This window comes from Actinoplanes sp. GCM10030250, from assembly GCF_042666575.1.
GTDB lineage: Bacteria > Actinomycetota > Actinomycetes > Mycobacteriales > Micromonosporaceae > Actinoplanes.
The window spans coordinates 25,785-46,525 of sequence record NZ_JBHTDO010000022.1 but is presented as its reverse complement, the minus strand read 5'-3'; the positions used below and the strand labels follow the sequence as shown (position 1 = coordinate 46,525).

Genomic DNA, 20,741 nt, shown 5'->3' with positions numbered 1-20,741 from the left:
GTTTGGGTGGGTACCGGCGTCGTTGCCGATTCCCGGGTGTTACCTGTGCTTCCGATTACCGGGTCAGGCGGCGACGGCTACCGACACCGGCGACCAGGGCCACACCGATCGCGGCGAGCACGACCTGGAAGATGAACTCGATCCAGTCGAAACCGGCCGTGTCAGCGACACCGGCCGCCCGGGCGATCACGGTGCCCAGCAGCGCGGCGACAACACCGACGACCATGGTCAGCCAGATCGGGATGTTCTGCCGGCCGGGTACCACGAGGCGACCGAGAGCGCCGATGACCAGACCGACGATCAGGGCGACGATGATTCCGGTGAGAGTGAATTCCATGAGGTCCTCCTCGGGGGGTGGAGCAAGTGGTTGCGTCCGTCGAGCCCCTGTGTTCCCGACCCTTCGGAACCTCAAACCGCCCTATTTTTTTATTGGTACCGCTCCCAGGCCTACTTCTTGCCGGAACCCTTCGCGTCGCCCGCCTCTGACGTGGACAGAGCAGCGATGAAGGCCTCCTGCGGCACCTCCACACGGCCGACCATCTTCATCCGCTTCTTGCCTTCCTTCTGCTTCTCCAGCAGCTTCCGCTTCCGGCTGATGTCACCGCCGTAGCACTTCGCGAGCACGTCCTTGCGGATGGCGCGAATCGTCTCCCGGGCGATGATCCGGCTGCCGATGGCCGCCTGGATGGGCACCTCGAACTGCTGCCGCGGGATGAGTTTCTGCAGCTTGGCGGCGATCGACGTGCCGTACGTGTACGCCTTGTCCTTGTGCACGATGGCACTGAACGCGTCCACCGGCTCACCGTGCAGCAGGATGTCGACCTTCACGAGGTCGGCCGCCTGCTCTCCGGACGGCTCGTAGTCGAGTGAGGCGTACCCCTTGGTCTTGCTCTTCAGTTGGTCGAAGAAGTCGAAGATGATCTCCGCGAGCGGCAGCGTGTAGCGAAGTTCCACCCGTTCGGCGGACAGGTACTCCATGCCGAGCAGGCTGCCCCGGCGGCTCTGGCACAGCTCCATGACGGCGCCCACGTAGTCGTTCGGCACCAGGACGGTGGCCCGGACCACCGGCTCGTGAATCTCCGCGATCTTCCCGTTGGGAAACTCGCTCGGGTTGGTGACCACGGCCTCGTTCGCGTCCTCGGTGAGGACGCGGTAGACCACGTTCGGCGCGGTCGAGATCAGGTCCAAGCCGAACTCGCGCTCCAGCCGCTCGCCGATGATCTCCAGGTGCAACAGGCCCAGGTAGCCGACGCGGAACCCGAAGCCGAGCGCCGCGGACGTCTCCGGTTCATAGGTGAGGGCGGCATCGTTCAGCTTCAACTTGTCCAGGGCGTCCCGCAGGGCCGGGTAGTCCGAGCCGTCGATCGGATAGAGGCCCGAGTAGACCATCGGCTTCGGGTCCTTGTAACCGCCGAGCGCCTCCTTGGCCGGCCTGTTGTTGCCGGTCACGGTGTCACCGACACGGGACTGGCGTACGTCCTTCACACCGGTGATCAGGTAGCCCACCTCGCCGACGCCGAGCGCGCCGGCCTTCTCCATCTCCGGCGAGACGACACCGATCTCCAGCAGCTCGTGCACGGCGCCGGTGGACATCATCTTGATCCGGTCGCGCGCCTCGATCCGGCCGTCGATGACCCGGACATAGGTGACCACGCCGCGATACACGTCGTACACCGAGTCGAAGATCATCGCGCGGGCCGGGGCAGCCTCGTCGCCGACGGGCGCGACGAACTCCCGGACGATCTCGTCGAGCAGGTGCCCCACACCGACACCGGTCTTGCCGGAGACCCGCAGCACGTCGGACGGCTCGCAGCCGATCAGCTTGGCGAGTTCCTCGCCGTACTTCTCCGGCTGCGCGGCCGGCAGGTCGATCTTGTTGAGCACCGGGATGATGCGCAGGTCGTTCTCCATCGCCAGGTACAGGTTGGCGAGAGTCTGCGCCTCGATCCCCTGCGCGGCGTCCACCAGCAGGACCGCACCCTCACACGCTGCGAGGCTGCGGGAGACCTCGTAGGTGAAGTCGACGTGCCCCGGGGTGTCGATCATGTTGAGGACGGCGGTGTCGCCCTTCCGGTCGCCTTCCCGGACCGTCCACGGCATGCGCACGGCCTGCGACTTGATGGTGATACCGCGCTCGCGTTCGATGTCCATCCGGTCGAGGTACTGCGCGCGCATCTGGCGCGGGTCGACCACCCCGGTGATCTGCAGCATCCGGTCGGCCAGCGTCGACTTCCCGTGGTCGATGTGGGCGATGATGCAGAAGTTGCGGATACGGCTGGGATCGGTCGATCCGATCACGTTCACGCCGGGGTCGAGCGGTCCAGGCACGGTCTTCCGTTCTTCTCGGGCTGATCTTCGCGGGCTCGCCTGCCAGGCCTTTCACGACCGGCATCCCAGGCCCACATCGGGCCGGCACCCCGAACCGTCAGCGGGCAGGCGGCGCCGGCGGGTCAAGCCGGCGCCTCCTATCGTCCCACGTCCGCACGGGCTGGTCCGATCACACCCGTTCGAGCGGCCCGTACGGCCCCGGCGGCAGCTCCACGCTGACCGGATCCCCGGCCCGGACACTCCCGCCCCGCAGCACCACAGCCATCACGCCCGCCTTGTAGACGACGGTCCCGCCGTGGTCCCGCCCCACGACCTCTTTCAGCAGCCCTCGCCGAAACCCGTTGATCTGCTGACAGGGATTCCGCAGCCCCGCCACCACAACCGCGGGCCGCGCATCCCCCACCCCCGCGTCCCGCTCAGCCGCCGCGGCGACAGCCTCAGCAGCCCGCGCCGTAGCCTCGTCAAGTCGCGCAGCCCGAGCCGCCGCCAGCACCCCAGCAACCGCCTCGGCCGCCGTCCCGGCCCCGCTGACCGCCGTCCCGGCCCCGCTGACCGCCGTCTCCGCCGCGCCAGCCGCCATCTCCGGCCCGCTGACTGCCGTCCCTGCCCCGGCGGCCGTCTCGGCTCCTGCGGCTGTTTCGGCTCCGGAGGCGGGCGCACCGAACCGCAGGATCGTCCCCCGCGGCAGGTTCAACAGGTCGATCCCGCTGGTCGTGACGTTCTCCCCGAGACCGCCCGGCGGCACCTCGTAGCCCTTCCCGGCCACCTCGTCGAACAACTCCGCGTGGATCAGATGCACCTGCCGCAGATTCGGCTGCCCCGGATCCACGGCCACCCGGTGGCGATGCCGAACCGTCACCCCCGCATGCACGTCTCCCTCCACCCCGAGCCCCGCCACCAGGACAATCTCATCCCGGTTCGGCTTGGTGAAGCTGTAGCTGCCGTTACAACTGACCGCGGCGACCGCTTGCTGCTCAGCACTCATACCGCCGAGTCTGCTCAACCATCACCACCACCCACGACCCCTTTTCCCGCCCTTCGGCCACCCAGCCGCTGCCCACCCAGCCGCTGCCCACCCAGCCGCTGCCGCTGGTCAGTCCGGAGGCTCGAGGAAGAGGGAGGCGAGCCGGGGCAACCGGCGGCGCATCTCGTCCTCGTCGTCGAAGTCCCACAGGTCGGCGACCTCAGGCCGGGTGCGCGGCCGGTCCGGCGGCGTCGGCAGCGACTCCCCGGTGGCCTTCTCGTAGGCCTGGCCGGCGATGGTCAGCACCTCCTCCGCCTCGAACACCGCACCGCTGTCGGCCGCGGCCTTCACCGCGGGCATGCCGGCCAGCGCGTCGGGCGAGCGGACCGCGCCGGCGACCGCTGTCCGCCCGTGTGCCACGAGCCAGCCACGGAAGTTGTCGAAGCCGTCCTCGGTGCAGCCTCCGTTGATCAGGTAGGCCGCCGCCCACAGGTCCTCGGTGCCGGACGCGGCAAGGACCTTGTCGAGGTGGCGAGCCCAGGCGACGATCTCCTCCGGATCGCGCGTGGCCAGATCGGCGACGGCCCGCTCGGCCACCTCGGCAGGCGAGGCCGGCCGATCCACGGTGGCGCGGTCGATGACCGCCCAGAAATCGTCGGTTCTCATGGCAGCGATCCTCCCAGTGGGGTACGACATTTCCGTCGGCGACAGGATGGGAACATGCGGCCGATTTCGTTGCCCGACGTACCGTACGACGCGACTGCCGTACGGCCGGATTGGTCTTCTCTTCCGGAAAGAGTGCGCGAAGCGATCACCGTGCGCCTCGGCGGCCCGATCATCGCCGCGCGCAGCGCAGGCGGCGGCTTCACCCGCGCCTTCGCCGCGGTGCTCACGACCGAGGCTGGGACCAGCGCATTCGTCAAGGCGGCGCCGTTGTGGGAGCCAACTTCTGATTGGTACGCCCGAGAGGCCGCGATCACCTCCGCACTACCGTCCGGAGTCTCCGCCGCCCGGCCGCTCTGGACGTCGGCGGAGGACGGCTGGTTCGTCCTGTGCCTCGAGGCGGTCGACGGCCGGATACCCGCCCTCCCCTGGACGCCGGCCGACCTGGACGCCACGTTGTCGAGCTGGTCCGCTGCCGCCGCGGCGCTGAACGACCCGTCGCCCGCGCTGCTCGCTGCGGGCCTGCCACCGCTGCCGGAGATCCTGCGGGCGGAGATGTCATGGTGGTCACTGATCGCCGCGGGCCGTGAGCGGATGCCCTCCACCGCGCTGGGCACGGTGGCACCCTCCCACCTCGCGGAACTGGCCGAACTCGAACAGGCCCTGCCCCCGCTGGCCGCCGGTACCTCCATGTCGCACGGTGATCTCCGCGTCGACAACGTGCTCCTCGATCACAACGGCCGCGCCTGGCTGTGCGACTGGACGTGGCCATGCCTCGGTGCGCCCTGGTTCGACACCGTTACGTTGTTGATCAGCGCGTACGCCAGCGGCCTCGACACGGACGCCCGCCTCCGCGAATGGGGCGCGCCGGACGCCGGAGTGGACGGTGCGCTGGCGGCACTCGCCGGCTATTGGCTGGTACGGGCCGCCGACGGCCCCAGCACTGCCTCGCCGCACAGCCGTCAGCACCAGCGCTTCAGCGGTACGCAGGCCCTCACCTGGCTCGCCGAACGCCGCGGCTGGAGCGCCTCGGAAATCCCATGAGCCGGTCCCCCGGAGCCCACTCACGCCCAGCCCCCTCACTCAGCTGGCCGTCAGCGGCCTCCCCCAGGCCGAAACACACCACTCACGCCCAGCCCCCTCACTCAGCTGGCCGTCAGCGGCCTCCCCCAGCCCGAAACACACCACTCACGCCCAGCCCCCTCACTCAGCTGGCCGTCAGCGGGCTCCCCCAGCCCGAAACACACCACTCACGCCCAGCCGAGTGGGGGAGAAAAGGTGAGGTGGGGGCGGAGCCGCTTTGGCGGCCTGCCGGGGTGCTGGTAGTCTGGCTCATCGCGTGTGGTGACACGTTGCTGTTGGCTGCACCGGCTCCCAGCCGGGACAGCGAATGGCGATGACCACCGCTTGAGACCATTTTTCCGAACCTAGTCAGGACAAGGCTGTCGCGTGGCGAACATCAAGTCCCAGATCAAGCGCAACCGGCAGAACGAGAAGGCCCGTCTGCGCAACAAGTCGGTCAAGTCGTCGCTGAAGACCGTGATCCGCAAGCTGCACGAGGCGAGCGACTCGGGCAACTCCGAGACGGCGACTGCTCTGCTGCGTGACGCCTCGCGTCAGCTGGACAAGGCTGTCAGCAAGGGCGTCATCCACAAGAACCAGGCGGCCAACCGCAAGTCGGCCATCGCCAAGAAGATCGCCGCGCTGTCCGCCTGATCGGCTGCAGCTCTACCTGATCCGTTCGCGGATCAGGGTCACAATCGCATGGACGCGGTTGATGACATCGCTTGCCAATGGCGAGCAGGCTTCATGAAACCGGGCACCGTCGGACCTCATCGGTCCGGGACGGTGCCCGGTTTCGTTGCGTCAGAGGGCCGATCCCCAGAGGGCGACGGGCGACCGTGGACCGAAGCCCGGGGCGGGGGTCGGCGACCGGGGACCGAAGCCCGGGGCGGGGGTCGGCGACCGGGGACCAAGGACCGGGCGGGGGTCGGCGACCGTGGACCGGAGCCCGCACCGGTCGACTTGTGAGATGAAACCGGCGCCGGGCTTACTCGTAACGACGTGCGGCTGCCTGACGAGCAATCTGCTGCCGGACATCCAACTGGTCCGCCCATGGGCGCCGGACAGGGTTGGGCACGGCGGGCGGCCGGGCTACGGACTCCTCAGCTGCAATCCCGTATGGGGTTCCGGCTGCGATCCCGTGCGGGGTTCCGGCTGCGGTGACTTGCGGGGTTCCGTAGTCGGCCCGCGCAGGCCCGGCACCCGGAGTGACTCCGGGCGGCGCATACACCTGTCCGCTCGATTCGGGAATGCCCTGCTGCGCCGACCTGTGGTCACCGTCGGCCCCGGAGTCGTAGCCGGATTGTGCGTGCGGGAAGGCCGCGGCGTATCCGGTGGATCGAGCCGGCGAGAAGCTCCCGGGATGCGCGCTGGGCCGCCCCAGCGACAACGCGGAATGCCCAGCGGGCTGGGCCGAGAACGCAGCGTGGCCAGAGGGCTGGGCCGAGAACGCAGCGTGGCCAGCGGGCTGGGCCGAGAACGCAGCGTGGCCAGAGGGCTGGGCTGAGAACGCGGAATGGCCGGAGGGCTGGGCTGAGAACGTGGCGTTGCTGGCGGGCTGGGGTGAGAAGCCGGTGCTGGGCGTTGCCGGGCGCAGCACTGAGGCTCGGGCGGTGGCCGGCTCGGTGGTGGCTGAGGTGGGGGTGAACGTGCCGGCGACCAGGTCGTTGAACTTGACCATCAGGGCGACCGTGATGGGCAGGACCAGGACGCCCCACCAGCTGACCAGCTCGGCCAGGGAGAGCAGGACGCCGAGAACCACGGCGCCTTCCAGGAAGACGAAGCAGAGCAGGCCGCTCGGGGCGAGGTTGCGCAGTCGGAGAACGCGTGCATACAGCGGCTGGGACGCCGTCTCGGCGCGGCGGGAGCGAACTGTGCGGGTCAACGGGCACCGCCGTCCCGGCGGGCGGTGGCGACTGCGAAGACTGCCTGCTCGAGGGCATAGCCCCGGTCCTCGGCGCCGCCCTTGACGGCCGCGTTGCAGTCGGCTGCGGCGCGCATCGCGTCGATCAGGCCCTCGGGTGTCCAGCCGCGGCTGCGCTCCTGGGCACGCTGGATCTTCCAGGCCGGCATGCCGAGAGTGCTTGCCATCTGGTACGGGTTGCCCCGCCCCGCCGAAGCCACCCGCGCCACCGTCCGCACGCCGTCGGCGATGGCGTCGGCGATCGGCACCGGGTCGACGCCGACGTGCAGGGCCCAGCGGAGCGCTTCGAGCGCACCCGGCAGGTCGCCGACCATAGCCGCGTCGGCCACGGTGAAGCCGCTGACCTCGGCACGGCCCTTGTAATAGCGGGCCACGACGCCCTCGGTGATCTTGCCGTCGGTGTCGGCGAGCAGCTGGGAGCAGGCGGCCGCGATCTCCCGGAGGTCGTTGCCGACCGAGGCGAGCAGCGCGGACGCGGCGGCCTCGTCACACCGGGCGCCCTTGCGGCGGAACTCGTCCCGGACGAACGCGATGCGCTCCCGGTCGTTCTTCAGCTTCGCGGCGGGCTCGACAGTCGCACCGGCTGCCCGCAGGCCGTCGGCGAACGCCTTGCCTTTCGCCCCGCCCACGTGCGTCACGATCAAGGTGACCTCGGGGTCGGGAACTTTCGCATATGCCAGGAGGGCCGCGACCAGATCCTTGCGAGCGTCCTGCCCGCTACGGATCACCAGCACCCGCCGCCCGCCGAACAGCGACGGGCTCAACATCTCGGCCACCTCGCCGGCGGCGAGCGCACCAGCCTCATACTCCCGGACGTCGGCGCCGGGGTCGGCCGCCCGGGCTGCCTCCACCGCCGCCGCGACGGCACGGGCGGCGAGCAGTTCCTCGTCACCTTGGACGAGCAACAGGGAGGGGGGCGGCGCGGAATTCACGTGCCACATCGTCGCACGGTGCACCGACAAGTCAGCACGCCTCACTCCTTCGCGCATGGACGCCGATCACCGAACGCGAAACCCGACATATCGGCAGGCTGCCATGCCTTTACGGTCGTAGAGTCGGTTGCTCAGGCCAAACGCCGCCTCATCGGCAGAGTTCCGTTTCCTACCCTATTAGGCTCAATGCCGCCGACTGTCGCACTGACCTGATCCTTCACCCGCGCGTGTCGCCCAAGCGCCCCGGCGGGCAGCGGGGCCAGCGCGAGCCACCGGACAAGCGCGAGCCACCGGACAAGCGCCGGCCAGCCGGGCACACCCCCTCACTAAGCCGGCGGATCACCCCGGGCCGCCACCGCCAACCCCTCCCCCACCATCACCGCCGCCACATCCCCCGCCTCGTCCGTACGCAAAATCCGCGCCCCACCCCGCTCCAACCGCCCCAGCACCCCCGCATTGGGATGCCCGTAGTCGTTACCCCGCCCCACCGACACAAGCGCCACCGCCGGCCGTACCGCGTCAAGCAACTCCACCGACTGCAACGAACTCCCGTGGTGAGCCACCTTCAAAATGTCCGCCCGCACCCCTGAAGCACCCAGCGTCCGCAGCAGATCGTCCTGCTCCTCGGTCTCCGCGTCGCCAGGCAGCAGAACCGTCCGCCCGCCGATCGACGCACGCAGGACCAGCGAGTTGTTGTTCGGATCGGAGTTGGTGCCGCGAAGCGGCTCGATCGGCCCGAGCACATCCAGACGCAGTGCACCGATCGCGTACGACCAGCCCGGCCCCACCGCCCGCACCGCGATCCCGGCGTCGGCCGCCGCCGTCTCCACATCCGCCCGCCCGCTTTCCGGTTCAGGCCAGTCGGGAGCGATCACCGCGCCCACCCTCCGGCCGCGGAACACCCCGGCCACACCACCGATGTGATCAGCGTGGAAGTGACTGACCACGAGCAACACCACTTGGCGTACGGAGAGACGGCGCAAACAGTGATCGACCCCGTTCGGCTCCGGACCGGCGTCCACCACGACCGCCCGGCCCTCCCCGGCCGGCAGTACGGCGGCGTCGCCCTGTCCCACCGCACACGCCACCACCAGCCAGCCCGGCGGCGGCCACCCGGGGGCGAGGAGCCGCACCGGCAGCGAGCCGAGCATCGCGCCGAGGGCGATCACGGTCGCCAGCCGCCGTACGACAACGCGCCGCGCCGCCACCAGAAAGGCAACCGTCAGCACGGCGAGCAGTAGGCCACCGGCCGCTCCACCGGGCCAGGGCAGCGCACCGGCGGGCACCCGGGCACCGGTGTGAGCGACGAGCACCAGCCACTCGGCCGGCCAGTGCCCCAGCCACGCGAGGAACTCCGCACCCGCCGGCCAGAGCGGCGAGAGCACCGCCGCACCGACTCCGAGCAGCGTGGCCGGGGCGATCGCCGGAACCACGACCAGGTTGGCGGGCACCGAGACCAGGCTGACCGTCCCGGAGATCGCCGCGATCACCGGCCCGCAGGCCACCTGCGCCGCAGCCGGTACGGCGAGAGCCTCGGCGGCCATCACCGGCCAGCCCCGCCGCCGCAACCCGTCCCGCCAGGCAGGCGCGAGCAGCAGCAGACCGGCAGTGGCCAGAACCGACAGCGCGAAGCCGGGATCGGCGGCGAGCTCCGGATCCGCGATGAGGAGCACCGCGGCCCCGGCGGCCAGGGCCGGCACCGCCGCACGTGGGCGGCCACCGGCGAGCCCGATCAGCCCGATGGCGCCCATCGCCGCGGCCCGGATCACGCTTGGCGACGGCCGGGCCAGGATGACGAAGCCGACGAGCGCGACCGCGCACACGCAGGCGCAGATCAGCGGTCCGGCTCCGGTCCGGCGTACGAGGAAGAGCACAACGCCCAGCACGATCGCCACGTTCGTGCCGGAGACCGCGGTTAAATGCGTCATTCCGGTGGTTCGGAAATCCTCCTCCAGGGCCGGGTCCAGCCGGCTCGTGTCGCCGACCACCAGCCCGGGGAGCAGGCCACCGGAATCGTCCGGCAGCGGTTCGCAGGCGCGCTGGAGGCCCGCCCGCAGGACGCCGGCCACTCGCTGTGCCCAGGACGATCGGCCGATCAGCACCGGCGGCTTCCGGGCCGAGATTACCGCGGCCTTCAGGTCGCCGGGCCGGGGTCTCTGGAGCCGGCCGGTGGTGCTCACCCGCTGCCCGGGCAGCAGGCCACGCCACCCCGGGTCGGAACCGAGGACCAGCGCCCGCGCCGACAGCCGGACCGGTGCCTCCTCCTCGGCCTGAACGGATCGCAGTTCAACGGCGACGAGATAGGTCGGCGGACCAGCGGTACGCGCCAGCAGCCGCGGGTCGTCCCGGACCACCACCTCGACCCGCACCGGTTCGCCCGCTTCCATCACCGCGACAAGCGCCTCGGCCTCGCGCACCGAGACCCTGGCCGCGGTGGCGATCGCCCCACAACCAGCACCCAGCACAACGGCCACCACCACCCACCGCACCGCCCCGAACCACCCCAGCCGCGCGAGCCACCCGAGCCGGGGGAACCGACGGCCAAGGCTGGCAAAGGCCACCAGGACAGTCGCGGCAACCAGAGCCACGAGACCCGACACGACCCCGGCCACCGCGGACAGATGCAGGGCTCCCAGGGCCGACAGCCACGCCCCGATCGTGAACCCCGCAAGCCGCAAATCCGGCACCCGGCGCTCCATCGAAGGGTCGGGCTGAGGCTCGGGCATCAGACCGTCACCAGGTCTTTGAGCTGCTCGAACCGCGCATCCCCGATGCCATCCACCTTGCGGAGATCGCCGACAGCGCGGAACCCTCCCTGAGCATCCCGCGCGTCCAGGATCCGCTGCGCCAGAACCGGCCCCACCCCGGGCAGCGAATCCAGCTCGGTCAGCGTCGCGGTGTTGAGGTTGACCAGCGCACCAGCACCCGGCACGGTCCCCGGCACCACGCCCGGAACAGTTCCCGCGGGAGCGGAGGCACCGACCATGATGAGCTCGCCGTCGGTCACCCGTCGAGCCAGGTTGAGCATCGCCACGTCGACACCCGGTTCGGCTCCACCGGCCGCCGTCAGCGCGTCGGCGACCCGCGCTCCCGGCGCCAGCCGGACCAGTCCCGGCTTGCGCACCTTCCCGCCGACAGCGACGACCACCTCGGACCCGCCGCCCACCGAAGACACCGGCATCCGCGGAGCACCGGACTCCACGACAACGGAGCCACCAACCGAGTCGCCGACCGAGCCACCAACCGAGCCGGCCACCGAGTCGACCCGCGGCCGCGCCCGCCACGCCAGAACAGCCGCGACCAGCACCACAACCACCGCAACCGCAGCCATCGCCCGCACACCGGGCCGCCCCGGATCGAACGCATGCAGCCAGGCCCGCCGCCCACCTCCAAAAGCCCCGGCCAGCTCAGACGGCGCAGAGGGTGCAGAAGACGCAGAGGGCACACGAGACGCAGACAGCCGCACCTCACCGGCAGACACCTCCGAGCCGCCGCCGAACCCGCCACCCTCCCCCACACCACCACCGGAGGATCCGCCCCCTAAAGGGTGACCATCCCCCGCCAAATCCTCCTCGGACCACCCCGGAAGCAGGTCGTCCCAGCTCACCGCCGCGCCATCAACCCCCGGCCCACCAGCACCGGGCTCGAGCACCGCCCGCAGCCTGGCCTCGACAGCCTCACCGCTATCCTTCGCCTCTCGCACGCTCCGAAACTAGGAACTCAGCCGCTCCGCTGCCCGCACCCCTGTGGACAGCCCCTCAATGTGGACAACGGCCACGGCCCGCCGATCCGTGCTAAGGACTGCCTGTGACGACAACCGACGCCTTGACGGCAGCCACGCTCCGGCTACGTGCCGCAGGCTGCGTCTTCGCCGAGGAGGAAGCAGCCATCCTGGCCGAGGCAGCAGCCGAGACGGCAGCGACAGCCGAGGAAGAGACACTCGCCGCCCTCGTGGAACGCCGAGCCGCCGGCGAACCCCTGGAACAGGTGGTCGGCTACGCGGACTTCTGCGGCGTACGCGTCCATCTCCGCCCCGGCGTCTTCGTCCCCCGGGTCCGCAGCGAACTCCTGGTCCGCCTGGGCGCCACCATCGTGCGGCCCGACAGCCTCGTCGTCGACCTCTGCTGCGGCTCCGGAGCCCTAGGCCTGGCCCTGCGCCACCGAGTGCCGGGCATAATCCTGCACGCAGCCGATCTGGACCCCGTCGCCACCGCCTGCGCAGTGGACAACCTGGGTGAAAAAAGCATCGTTCACCAGGGCAACCTCTTCGACCCGCTGCCGGCACAGCTCCGGGGAAACATAGATCTACTGCTGGCCAACGTCCCGTACGTCGCCACCCACCACATCCCCTTCCTCCCGGCCGAGGCCCGCGATCACGAACCAGCCACCGCCCTGGACGGCGGCGTCGACGGCCTGGCCGTGTTCCGCGCCGTGACGCGGGCCGCCCCGGCGTGGCTGGCCCCTGCGGGGGTACTGCTTTCCGAGATCACCGAGGCGCAGGCGGAGACCGCGCTGGCGATTGCCGCTGGGAACGGATTGACGGCCACCATCACCACCGACGATGATCTCGACGCCCGCGTGATCGTCGCCCGTCAGGCCCGCCCGCGGCAGGGCAAGCGGTAGGCAAGCGGCCCGCATGCGGTAGCGCAAGCAGTGAGCAAGCAGTAGGGCAAGCGATAGGGCAACCGGTTACCGACAGCGAGGCCGAGAGGGAGGCATCGTGGGCCTCATGCGGAGGATCGCTCGGGCCCGGCTGGCCGGCCGGGTCATCCGGCGACTGCGCCGTGCGGGCGTCACCAACGCGCGCTATCACGCCCGCCCCTTCGAGGTGCGTTTCACCGCCCCCGGCGACTCCGAACCGACGATCGTGCAGCTGACACCGCTGCTGGCCGGGCGGTACCGGCGCCGGCAGGTGAACGGCTTCGTGACCGGCCTGCTGCAGAGTCCGAGCCTGCCGGCCACGTGGGCCCAGGCGTGGCCGATGCTGCGCCCGGTGCTGCGGGGCGTCACGCCGGGCGCTCCGCTGCGCCGGCCGACCCTGCCGTTTCTGTCCGAGTTCGTGGTGGTCGATCAACCGGACACCATGACGTACGTGACTCAGGCTCAGCTGGCCGTCTGGCGCGTATCGGCGGCCCGGGTCCACGCGACCGCCCGCGACAACCTCTCCGGCGCGGTGCTGCACGGCACGGCGAACGGTCCCACAGTGGTGCGGTTCGTCGACGACGGTGACTCCTACTGGACCTCGCACCTGCTGTTGCAGGGATGGCTCGCCCGGCTCGCCGATCAGGTCGGCGGTGTGCCCGTGGCGTTCGCCCCGGAGCGGGGCACTCTGCTCGTCGCTGCCGACGGCAGCGACCATCTGCCAGGCTTGTTCGCCCAGGCCGAGGCGTTCTACCTGCGCTCCGTGCGGGGTTTGACCCCGATGGCGTACGTGAGCGACGACCACGGTTGCACAGTGCCCTACTCCGCACCCGCCGGTCATCCCCTGCACCACCTGGTGAGGCGTGCCGAGCGGGTTCTGGCGGTGCAGGAGTACACCCGGCAGGCCGCCGACTCCACGGCCACGCTCGCACCGCTGGTGCTCGCCGCTTCCGAGGAGGACGGCTGGCGTACCCGTGCCGTCTGGGCTGAGGGCGCCCTGTTGCCCCAGGCCGACGAGGTGCAGACCGGCGACCGGGTCGTCGGCTGGCGGGAGGTCGAGCCGCGCCTGCGCCGGGTCAAAGACATGCACCCGCCACGCTGGTCGATGAAGGCCGACTGAGCGACCGGCTCAAAACGCGACCGGCGGCTCAGGCGCGCCGGTGCACGACGACGCCCGCCAGACCGGGGCCGGTGTGAGCAGCGACCACCGCACCCACCTCGGTGAGGTAGCAGTCCCGCAGCCGGTCGCCGAGCCGCGTGCTGATCGCGTCGACAAGCGCCGCCGCACGGTCCGGGGTGCCCAGGTGGTGCACCGCCACATCGGCCTCGCCGTCGCCCGCCGCTTCCACGGCCAGGTCGACGAGCCGGACGAGGGCCCGTCCCGCGGTGCGCACCTTGTCGCGGACCACGACGGCACCGTCGAGCACGTGCAGGATCGGCTTCACCGACAGGGCCGTGCCCACCAGCGCGGACGCCGCCCCGATCCGGCCGCCGCGCCGCAGGAACTCCAGCGTGTCGACGTAGAAGAACGTGGCGACACGGTCCGAATGGTCGGCGGCTGTCCGCCGTACCGAAGCAAGGTCTTCGCCTTCGGCCGCCGCCGTGGCCGCGGCCAGGGCCGGAAAGCCCAGCCCCATCGCGGCTGTCCCGCTGTCCACGACCTGGACCTGCGGGCCGATCTCGGCCGCCGCCAGCTGGGCCGCCTCGAAGGTGCCGGAGAGTTTCGCGGAGAGGTGCACGGAGACGATGCCGTCGGCACCGGCGTCGAGCAGCCGCCGGTATTCCGCGGCGAACTGTGACGGCGCGGGCCGGGACGTGCTCACGGAGGCACGACGGGTGCCGAGGGCCCGGGCGACCTCGGACGGCGAGATCTCCAGGCCCTCGATCCCTTCCCAGCCGTTGATGGCGACGGTGAGCGGCACGATGGTCAGGTCATACGTGCCGCTGAGCTCGGCGGGCAGGTATGCGGTGGAGTCGGTCACGACCGCGATGGTCATGCAGGCAAGGTACTTGATGAACGCCCGGGTCAGTTGGCGGCCACGGAGGAGACCACAAACGGCTCACCCTGCATGCAGGTGGTCATCATGCCGGTTTCGACCTTGCCGACGACCGTGACCTCGCTGCCGGCCTTGACCGTCGCCTCGATCTTGTCGTCCTTGAAGACCAGCAGATGGTCGCCGGTGGCGTCCTTGAGCAGCAGGCAGCCGGGCTCGACGCCCTGGCGGACCGTGCCGGTGATGGTGGCCGACCCGGCCGGCGCGGACGCGGCCGGGGACTCGGCGGTGGGTTCGGGGGACGCGGAGGGCAGATCGGCGGAGGGTGCCGTCGGGGGGGCTCCGGCGTCGGAGGTGTTGTTGTTCGCGCAGCCGGCGGCGAGCACCAGGAGCAGCGCGGCGGGGACAACGCTTCGACGGATCAGCATGGTGCTTGGACGCTACCGGATCGCCTCCGGTTCCCTCAGACCGGTGGTGGAACCGGCCGTTCCGCCAGGGCGCCGACGTTGTACGCCACCACCTGCCACCCCCGGACCGGGTCGTCGGCCAGCTCCACCCAGTGGCAGTTCTGCAGGGCCCGCAGCGTACGCAGCTCCTGCTGCCGCCAGCCGAGCAGGTGCCCGATGCCCTGGCGGGCCGCCGCGCCGTGGGTGGCGACGACGACTGTGCCGCCGGGTGCGACCCGGGCCGCGTCCTGGAGCGCCTCGCAGACCCGTTTACCGAGGTCGTCGAGGGTCTCCACGTCACCGCCGATGACGTCCTCACCGGCTTTCCAGCGCGCGAACTCCACCGGGCGCCGCTCGGCCACCTCGGCGGTGGTCAGGCCCTGCCAGGCGCCGAAGTACCGCTCGCGCAGCCGCTCGTCGCTGCTGACCGGCAGCCCGGTCACAGTGGCGAGCGCCGCGGCGGTGTCGGCGGCCCGGCGCAGATCGCTGGAGACGATCGCGTCCGGGCGCAGCCGGGCGAGCAGTGCCGCCGCTTCGGCGGCCTGACGCCGGCCGACGTCGTTCAGCGGCACGTCGGACTGCCCCTGCACGCGATGACCGGCGTTCCAGTCGGTGTTGCCGTGCCGCCAGACGAGAAGGCGGGTCACTGAGCGTCAGCGGCGGCGTCAACCATGTCCCGGTCCACGAACGGGATGATCGGGCAGTCCTTCCACAGCTTGTCGAGGGCGTAGAACTCGCGCTCCTCGGTGTGCTGGACGTGGATCACGATGTCGACGTAGTCGAGCAGGACCCACCGGCCCTGCCGCTCGCCCTCGCGGCGTGCCGGTTTCGCCTTCTCCGGCAGGTTGACGAGTGCTTCCTCGATGGCGTCCACGACGGCGACCACCTGACGCTCGTTCGACGCCGAGGCGATGACGAACGCGTCGGTGATGTAGAGCTGGTCGGCGACGTCGATGACGGAGATGTCCTGCGCCTTCTTGTCGGCGGCGGCCTGAGCGGCCGTCAGCGCGAGTTCCAGAGCGCGTTCGGTGACGGGCAAAAGAGTCCCCTCGGTCGAGTTTCAGGATTTCAAGCGTCTCACACCGCGGCCGTTATCCCCGAGTCCCGATACAGGCCCCGCTTGTTGATGTATTGCACGACACCGTCCGGCACGAGGTACCAGACCGGGAGGCCCTCCGCGACCCTCGTCCGGCAGTCGCTGGACGAGATCGCCATGGCCGGGACCTCGACCAGGGTGACGCTGTCCGCCGGGAGGTGGGCGTTGGTGAGCTCGAAGCCGGGCCGGGTGACGCCGATGAAGTGCGCCAGGCCGAGCATGGTCAGCGCGTCCTTCCACTGCAGGATCCGGGAGAGCGCGTCGGCGCCGGTGATGAAGTACAGCTCCGCCGACTGACCGTAGACGGCACGCATGTCGCGCAGCGTGTCGACGGTGTAGGTCGGCCCGTCCCGGTCGATGTCGGCACGGCTGACGTGGAAGCGCGGGTTCGAGGCGGTGGCCACGACCGTCATCAGGTAGCGGTCCTCGGCGGGCGAGACGCGACCCTTCTCATACGGCTGGCCGGTCGGCACGAACATCACCTCGTCCAGGTCGAAGCGGGCCTGCACCTCGCTCGCCGCGACCAGGTGACCGTTGTGGATGGGGTCGAACGTCCCACCCATGATCCCCACGCGCCGTCCGGACATCGCCGAAGGATAGCCCTCGAATGGAAGATCAACCATCGAGCCGGGAACGGACCGCGGCCAGCAGGTCGTTCGCGGTGAACGGCTTCTCCAGCAGCACGACGCCCGGTTCGAGGGTGCCCTGCGAAGCGAGGATGGGCTGGGCGTACCCGGACATGAAGAGCACCCGGGTCTCGGGCCGGACCACGACGAGCCGCTCGGCCAGCTCCTTGCCCAGCATCCCGGGCATCACCACGTCGCTGACCAGCAGGTTGATCTCCCCGTCGTGCCGGGCGGCCAGGTCGAGTGCCTGCGCCCCGCCCTCGGCGGTGATCACCCGGTAGCCGGCGCCGGTGAGGATCCGCCCCGCCACGTCGCGCAGGGCGTCCTCGTCCTCGACGACCAGCAGGGTCTCGCCGTGCCCGCCGGTCGCCGCGGGCCGGGCCGCCGCCGATTCCGGCGCCGTGGCGGCACCAGCGGGCAGCAACACGGTGACCGTGGTGCCGAGACCGACCTCGCTGGTGATCGACACCTCGCCGCCGGCCTGGGTGACGATGCCGTACACGGTGGCCAGGCCGAGCCCGGTGCCCTCGCCGCTGCCCTTGGTGGTGAAGAACGGCTCGAAGGCGCGTTCCAGCACGTCGGGAGCCATTCCGCGGCCGGAGTCGCAGATCCGCAGCCGGACCCGGCCGTCGGCGAGGCCGGTGTCGATCACCAGGTTGCCGCCGGACGGCATCGCGTCCCGGGCGTTCAGCGCGAGGTTGACGAGCATCTGCTCGATCTGGCTGGGATCGCAGGTGACGAGCGGCAGGTCCGGGCCGGGCCGGAAGATCAGCCGGACGTGTTCGCCGAGTGAACGGCGCAGCAGCTCCTGTACCGCGGCGATCAGGGCGTTGAGGTCGACCGGCTGGGGGCGCACCACCTCGCGCCGGGCGAAGGCGAGCAGCTGATGGGTCAGGTCGGTGCCGCGGTTGCCGGCCCGGATCACCTGCTTGGCGTCGGCGGCGATCATCGAGACGTCCGGCTCGGCCGACTCCGCCTCCTCGATCACGAAGCTGGCGTAGTTGAGGATCACGCCGAGCATGTTGTTGAAGTCGTGGGCGATGCCCCCGGCGAGCTGGCCCAGGCTCTCCAGGCGCTGGCTGCGGTGCGCCTGGGCCTCGGCGCGCAGCCGGTCCTTCTCCCGCTCGGCGTGCACCCGCTCGGAGATGTCGCGGACCACGGCGACGATGAGCCGGCCGTGCGGGGTCTCCACGATGGTGGTGGACGACTCGCACGGGAACTCGGTGCCGTCACGGCGGCGGGCGGTGGTGGTCACGCTGCCGAACGATCCGGGCGGGCTCGCCGCGATCAGGCGACGGCGCTCGACGCGGAGGTGCCGTGATGCGTCGGTCATCAGCACCTCGACGGGCTGTCCGACCAGTTCCGAGCGCGGCCAGCCGTACACCTGTTCGGCCCGGTCGTTGACCAGCACGATCCGTTCCCCGTCGATCACCAGGATCGCGTCCGGCGCGGCCTGCAGCAGGCCGCCGGACAACTCCTCGGACCACTCCACGCATTCACCCCCGTGACCTCAGATTACGAGGTAACGGGGGAGGTGACCGGCGAATCCGATCAACTGTGGGCGCCCAGCGCCCGCCGCATGTCGTCGTCGGCGTCCTGCACCACGCGGCGCAGGATCGGGTTGAGGTCCGGGCGGGCCAGCAGCTCGGTGGCGAGCTGCCGGGTCCGTGCCGTGACGGCGACATCGGGGTACGCCGCCATCGCCGTCCGTTCCAGGCTCATCCCGCTGCGGACGCGCATCATCTCGGGCATCTCGGTGAAGTAGCGCTCGACGTATCCGTCCAGCAGCTCCAGCTGCTCCGGCTGCCAGAACCCGGCCGCGGTGAGCTCGGCCAGCCGGTTCGACAGCGACGCGTCGCCGACCACCGCCGCCCAGGCCGTCTCCTTGGCCGCGGGCTCGGGCAGGGCGGCACGGCAGCGGGCGGCCCACTGCTCCCCGCTGGCGCTGCGGTCCCGGTCCAGTTCGGCGTCGATCACGTCGTGACCGGCCGCGCCGAGCACCGACAGCCGGTAGAGGATCAGCCAGCGCAGGTCGGCGTCGACGGCCAGCCCGGGCGGCACGTTCTCGCCGGCCAGCCAGCCCCGGAGGCGTCCGGTCTCGACGGAGGCGCCGATCAGCCCGCGGGCGGCGGCCAGCTGCCGGGATCCGGCGGCCGGTGAGGCGGCGAGCAGCCGGTCGGCGGCCTGGGCGAGGAGTTCCAGGGCGGCCGGGCGGCTCTCCGGGGTGGCGTACCTGTCGACCAGGCCGCGGGTGGCGCGCAGGACGTCCTCGGCGAGCACCACCTCGGTCTCCATCGGCAGCGCGGCCAGGACCAGGGTGACCAGCTCGTCGACCGGGCGCTCGCCGTCGACGACCGCGTCGAGCGTGGCGGCCCAGATCACCGCACGGGCCAGGGAGTCGTCGAGCAGCGGGAGCAGCAGCGGCACGCCGGCGTCGGAGTCGGGGTCCAGGCGGACCTTCGCATAGGTCAGGTCGCCGTCGTTGAGCAGCAGCAGGTCGGCCGCCTGCTCGCCGGTCAGTTCGGTGATCACGGTACGGCCGGAAGCGTCCAACTCGGCCTCGACGTGCTTGCGGCGGATCACCGTACCGTCGGGTCCCTTGTCGAACAGGCCGATCCCGATCCGGTGCGGCCGCAGCGTCGGGAGGTCCTCCGGGGCGGTCTGCACCACCGCCACCTCGGCGTAGCTCTCCCCGTCCCGGCTCACCTCGGTGCGCAGCGTGTTGACCCCGGCGCGGAGCAGCCACACCTCGGCCCACGCGGAGAGGTCCCGGCCGCTCGCCGCCGAGAGCGCACCGAGCAGGTCGGCCAGGGTGGCGTTGCCGTACGCGTGTGCCGCGAAGTGCGCGTTCAGCCCGGCCAGGAAGGCGTCGTCACCGAGCCAGGCCACCAGTTGCTTGAGGACCGCGGCGCCCTTGGCGTAGGAGATGCCGTCGAAGTTCATCAGGGCTTCGTCGGTGTCGGACACCTGGGACGGTGCCACCGGATGGGTGGACGGCCGCTGGTCGGCGCGCAGGCCCCACGCCTTGCGGTGCATCGCGAACGTGGTCCAGGTGCCCCGGTAGCTGGTCGCCTCGGCGGTCACCCTGGTGCCCAGGTACTCGGCGAAGGACTCGTTGAGCCACAGGTCGTCCCACCACTTCATGGTCACCAGGTCGCCGAACCACATGTGCGCCATCTCGTGCGCGATCACGTTCGCCCGGTGCTCGCGCTCGCTCTCGGTGACTGCCGACCGGGGGATCATCTCGTCGCGGAAGACCACCAGGCCGGGGTACTCCATCGCGCCGAAGTTGAACTCGGGTGCGAACGCCTGCTGGTAGTGGCCGAACGGGTACCGGATCTCGAACATCTCGTGGAACCGGTCCAGACACTGCTTGGTGATCTCGAAGATCTCCGGCGCCTCGGCGTCCAGGTGCTCGGCGAGCGCGGAGCGGGCGTAGAGGGCGAGCGGTACGCCGTCGTGCTCGTCAGTACGGACGTGATAGCGCCCGGCGATGAGGGTGGCCAGGTAGGTCGAGATCCGCTCGGTCGGGGCGAACTCCCACCGGCCGCCCTCCCGCGACGCGCACCTGCCGTTGGTCGCCACCAGCCACTCCGGCGGCGCGGTCACGCTCACCCGGAACGACGCCTTCAGGTCGGGCTGGTCGAAGCTGGGCAGCACCCGGCCGGCACTGTTGATGAACAGGTGCTGGTAGAGGTACACGTTGCCGTCGGCCGGATCGACGTAGCGGTGCAGGCCCTCGCCGTTGTTCGAGTACCGCATGGTGGCGTCCACCACGAGCTCGTTGCGCACGGCCAGCCCGGTCAGCAGCAGGCGCTCCCCGGTCCAGACGCCGGCTTCCAGCGGTGCGCCGTTCAGCGTCATCGCGTGGATCTCGGCCGGCTCGAACTCCAGGAACGTCCCGGCGCCGGCCCCGGCTCGGAAACGCACCACGGTCCGGGAGCGGAACGTGTCGCCGTCCGCGGTGAGGTCCAGGTCGACGTGGTACTCCTCGACGTCGACGATGGACGCCCGCTCAGCGGCCTCGGCACGGGTCAGGGTCGGCATGACGACCATCATGCCCGG

Annotated in this window: 19 protein-coding genes; 4 read left to right on the top strand and 15 right to left on the bottom strand. The window is 70.9% G+C overall.

What is annotated here, in order from left to right:
* Nucleotides 1-55: 55 nt before the first annotated feature.
* The 4 genes from ACFQV6_RS25850 to ACFQV6_RS25835 form a co-directional block, all read right to left on the bottom strand.
* On the bottom strand, nt 56-337 hold the full coding sequence (locus ACFQV6_RS25850; protein ID WP_378030174.1) for a GlsB/YeaQ/YmgE family stress response membrane protein: 282 nt from the start codon (nt 335-337) through the stop codon (nt 56-58).
* Nucleotides 338-447: 110 nt separating this feature from the next.
* A complete protein-coding gene (gene lepA, locus ACFQV6_RS25845; protein ID WP_378030173.1) occupies nt 448-2,328 on the bottom strand; it encodes a translation elongation factor 4 in 1,881 nt (626 codons plus the stop codon).
* Nucleotides 2,329-2,497: 169 nt separating this feature from the next.
* On the bottom strand, nt 2,498-3,313 hold the full coding sequence (locus tag ACFQV6_RS25840) for an MOSC domain-containing protein (RefSeq protein ID WP_378030172.1): 816 nt from the start codon (nt 3,311-3,313) through the stop codon (nt 2,498-2,500).
* A gap of 108 nt (nt 3,314-3,421) precedes the next feature.
* Complete coding sequence (locus ACFQV6_RS25835) at nt 3,422-3,958, bottom strand: DUF4240 domain-containing protein (protein WP_378030171.1); 537 nt, start codon at nt 3,956-3,958, stop codon at nt 3,422-3,424.
* A gap of 54 nt (nt 3,959-4,012) precedes the next feature.
* Between ACFQV6_RS25835 and ACFQV6_RS25830 the strand changes: the two genes are divergently transcribed.
* Nucleotides 4,013-4,999 carry a phosphotransferase family protein gene (locus ACFQV6_RS25830; RefSeq protein WP_378030170.1) on the top strand — a complete coding sequence of 329 codons (987 nt, stop codon included), beginning with the start codon at nt 4,013-4,015 and terminating at the stop codon, nt 4,997-4,999.
* 405 nt (nt 5,000-5,404) lie between these two features.
* Nucleotides 5,405-5,671 carry a 30S ribosomal protein S20 gene (gene rpsT / locus ACFQV6_RS25825; RefSeq protein WP_378030169.1) on the top strand — a complete coding sequence of 89 codons (267 nt, stop codon included), beginning with the start codon at nt 5,405-5,407 and terminating at the stop codon, nt 5,669-5,671.
* 334 nt (nt 5,672-6,005) lie between these two features.
* Here the strand turns inward: rpsT and ACFQV6_RS25820 are convergent, their stop codons facing one another.
* The 4 genes from ACFQV6_RS25820 to ACFQV6_RS25805 form a co-directional block, all read right to left on the bottom strand.
* A complete protein-coding gene (locus ACFQV6_RS25820; RefSeq protein WP_378030168.1) occupies nt 6,006-6,902 on the bottom strand; it encodes a hypothetical protein in 897 nt (298 codons plus the stop codon).
* The gene (gene holA, locus ACFQV6_RS25815) at nt 6,899-7,882 is read right to left on the bottom strand and encodes a DNA polymerase III subunit delta (RefSeq protein ID WP_378030167.1); all 984 of its coding nucleotides are present in this window, start codon (nt 7,880-7,882) and stop codon (nt 6,899-6,901) included. The genes ACFQV6_RS25820 and holA overlap by 4 nt, the downstream gene beginning before the upstream one ends.
* Before the next feature lie 317 nt (nt 7,883-8,199).
* Entirely contained in the window at nt 8,200-10,572 is a 2,373-nt protein-coding gene (locus ACFQV6_RS25810) for a ComEC/Rec2 family competence protein (protein WP_378030279.1), read from the bottom strand.
* Between the two features lie 26 nt (nt 10,573-10,598).
* Nucleotides 10,599-11,339 carry a helix-hairpin-helix domain-containing protein gene (locus ACFQV6_RS25805; RefSeq protein ID WP_378030166.1) on the bottom strand — a complete coding sequence of 247 codons (741 nt, stop codon included), beginning with the start codon at nt 11,337-11,339 and terminating at the stop codon, nt 10,599-10,601.
* Between the two features lie 341 nt (nt 11,340-11,680).
* On the opposite strand from ACFQV6_RS25805, the gene ACFQV6_RS25800 reads away from it, so the two are divergent.
* On the top strand, nt 11,681-12,496 hold the full coding sequence (locus ACFQV6_RS25800) for a putative protein N(5)-glutamine methyltransferase (RefSeq protein WP_378030165.1): 816 nt from the start codon (nt 11,681-11,683) through the stop codon (nt 12,494-12,496).
* A 106-nt stretch (nt 12,497-12,602) separates the two neighbouring features.
* Nucleotides 12,603-13,634, top strand: coding sequence for a hypothetical protein (locus ACFQV6_RS25795; protein ID WP_378030164.1), 1,032 nt, complete (start codon nt 12,603-12,605; stop codon nt 13,632-13,634).
* Nucleotides 13,635-13,662: 28 nt separating this feature from the next.
* On the opposite strand, the gene ACFQV6_RS25790 is transcribed toward ACFQV6_RS25795, so the two are convergent.
* The 7 genes from ACFQV6_RS25790 to pepN are packed head-to-tail and all read right to left on the bottom strand — an operon-like array spanning nt 13,663 to nt 20,723.
* Nucleotides 13,663-14,511, bottom strand: a complete 849-nt coding sequence (locus ACFQV6_RS25790; RefSeq protein WP_378030163.1) for a DegV family protein — start codon at nt 14,509-14,511, stop codon at nt 13,663-13,665.
* A 29-nt stretch (nt 14,512-14,540) separates the two neighbouring features.
* Nucleotides 14,541-14,936: a hypothetical protein gene (locus ACFQV6_RS25785; protein WP_378030162.1), complete on the bottom strand. Its 396-nt coding sequence runs from the start codon at nt 14,934-14,936 to the stop codon at nt 14,541-14,543.
* Between the two features lie 35 nt (nt 14,937-14,971).
* A complete protein-coding gene (locus ACFQV6_RS25780) occupies nt 14,972-15,601 on the bottom strand; it encodes a histidine phosphatase family protein (protein WP_378030161.1) in 630 nt (209 codons plus the stop codon).
* Complete coding sequence (gene rsfS / locus ACFQV6_RS25775; RefSeq protein ID WP_378030160.1) at nt 15,598-15,993, bottom strand: ribosome silencing factor; 396 nt, start codon at nt 15,991-15,993, stop codon at nt 15,598-15,600. The genes ACFQV6_RS25780 and rsfS overlap by 4 nt, the downstream gene beginning before the upstream one ends.
* A 38-nt stretch (nt 15,994-16,031) precedes the next feature.
* Nucleotides 16,032-16,637, bottom strand: a complete 606-nt coding sequence (nadD, locus tag ACFQV6_RS25770; RefSeq protein WP_378030159.1) for a nicotinate-nucleotide adenylyltransferase — start codon at nt 16,635-16,637, stop codon at nt 16,032-16,034.
* A gap of 28 nt (nt 16,638-16,665) precedes the next feature.
* Nucleotides 16,666-18,168 carry an ATP-binding protein gene (locus ACFQV6_RS25765; RefSeq protein WP_378030158.1) on the bottom strand — a complete coding sequence of 501 codons (1,503 nt, stop codon included), beginning with the start codon at nt 18,166-18,168 and terminating at the stop codon, nt 16,666-16,668.
* Nucleotides 18,169-18,227: 59 nt separating this feature from the next.
* A complete protein-coding gene (pepN, locus tag ACFQV6_RS25760) occupies nt 18,228-20,723 on the bottom strand; it encodes an aminopeptidase N (RefSeq protein WP_378030157.1) in 2,496 nt (831 codons plus the stop codon).
* Between the last annotated feature and the right edge of the window lie 18 nt (nt 20,724-20,741).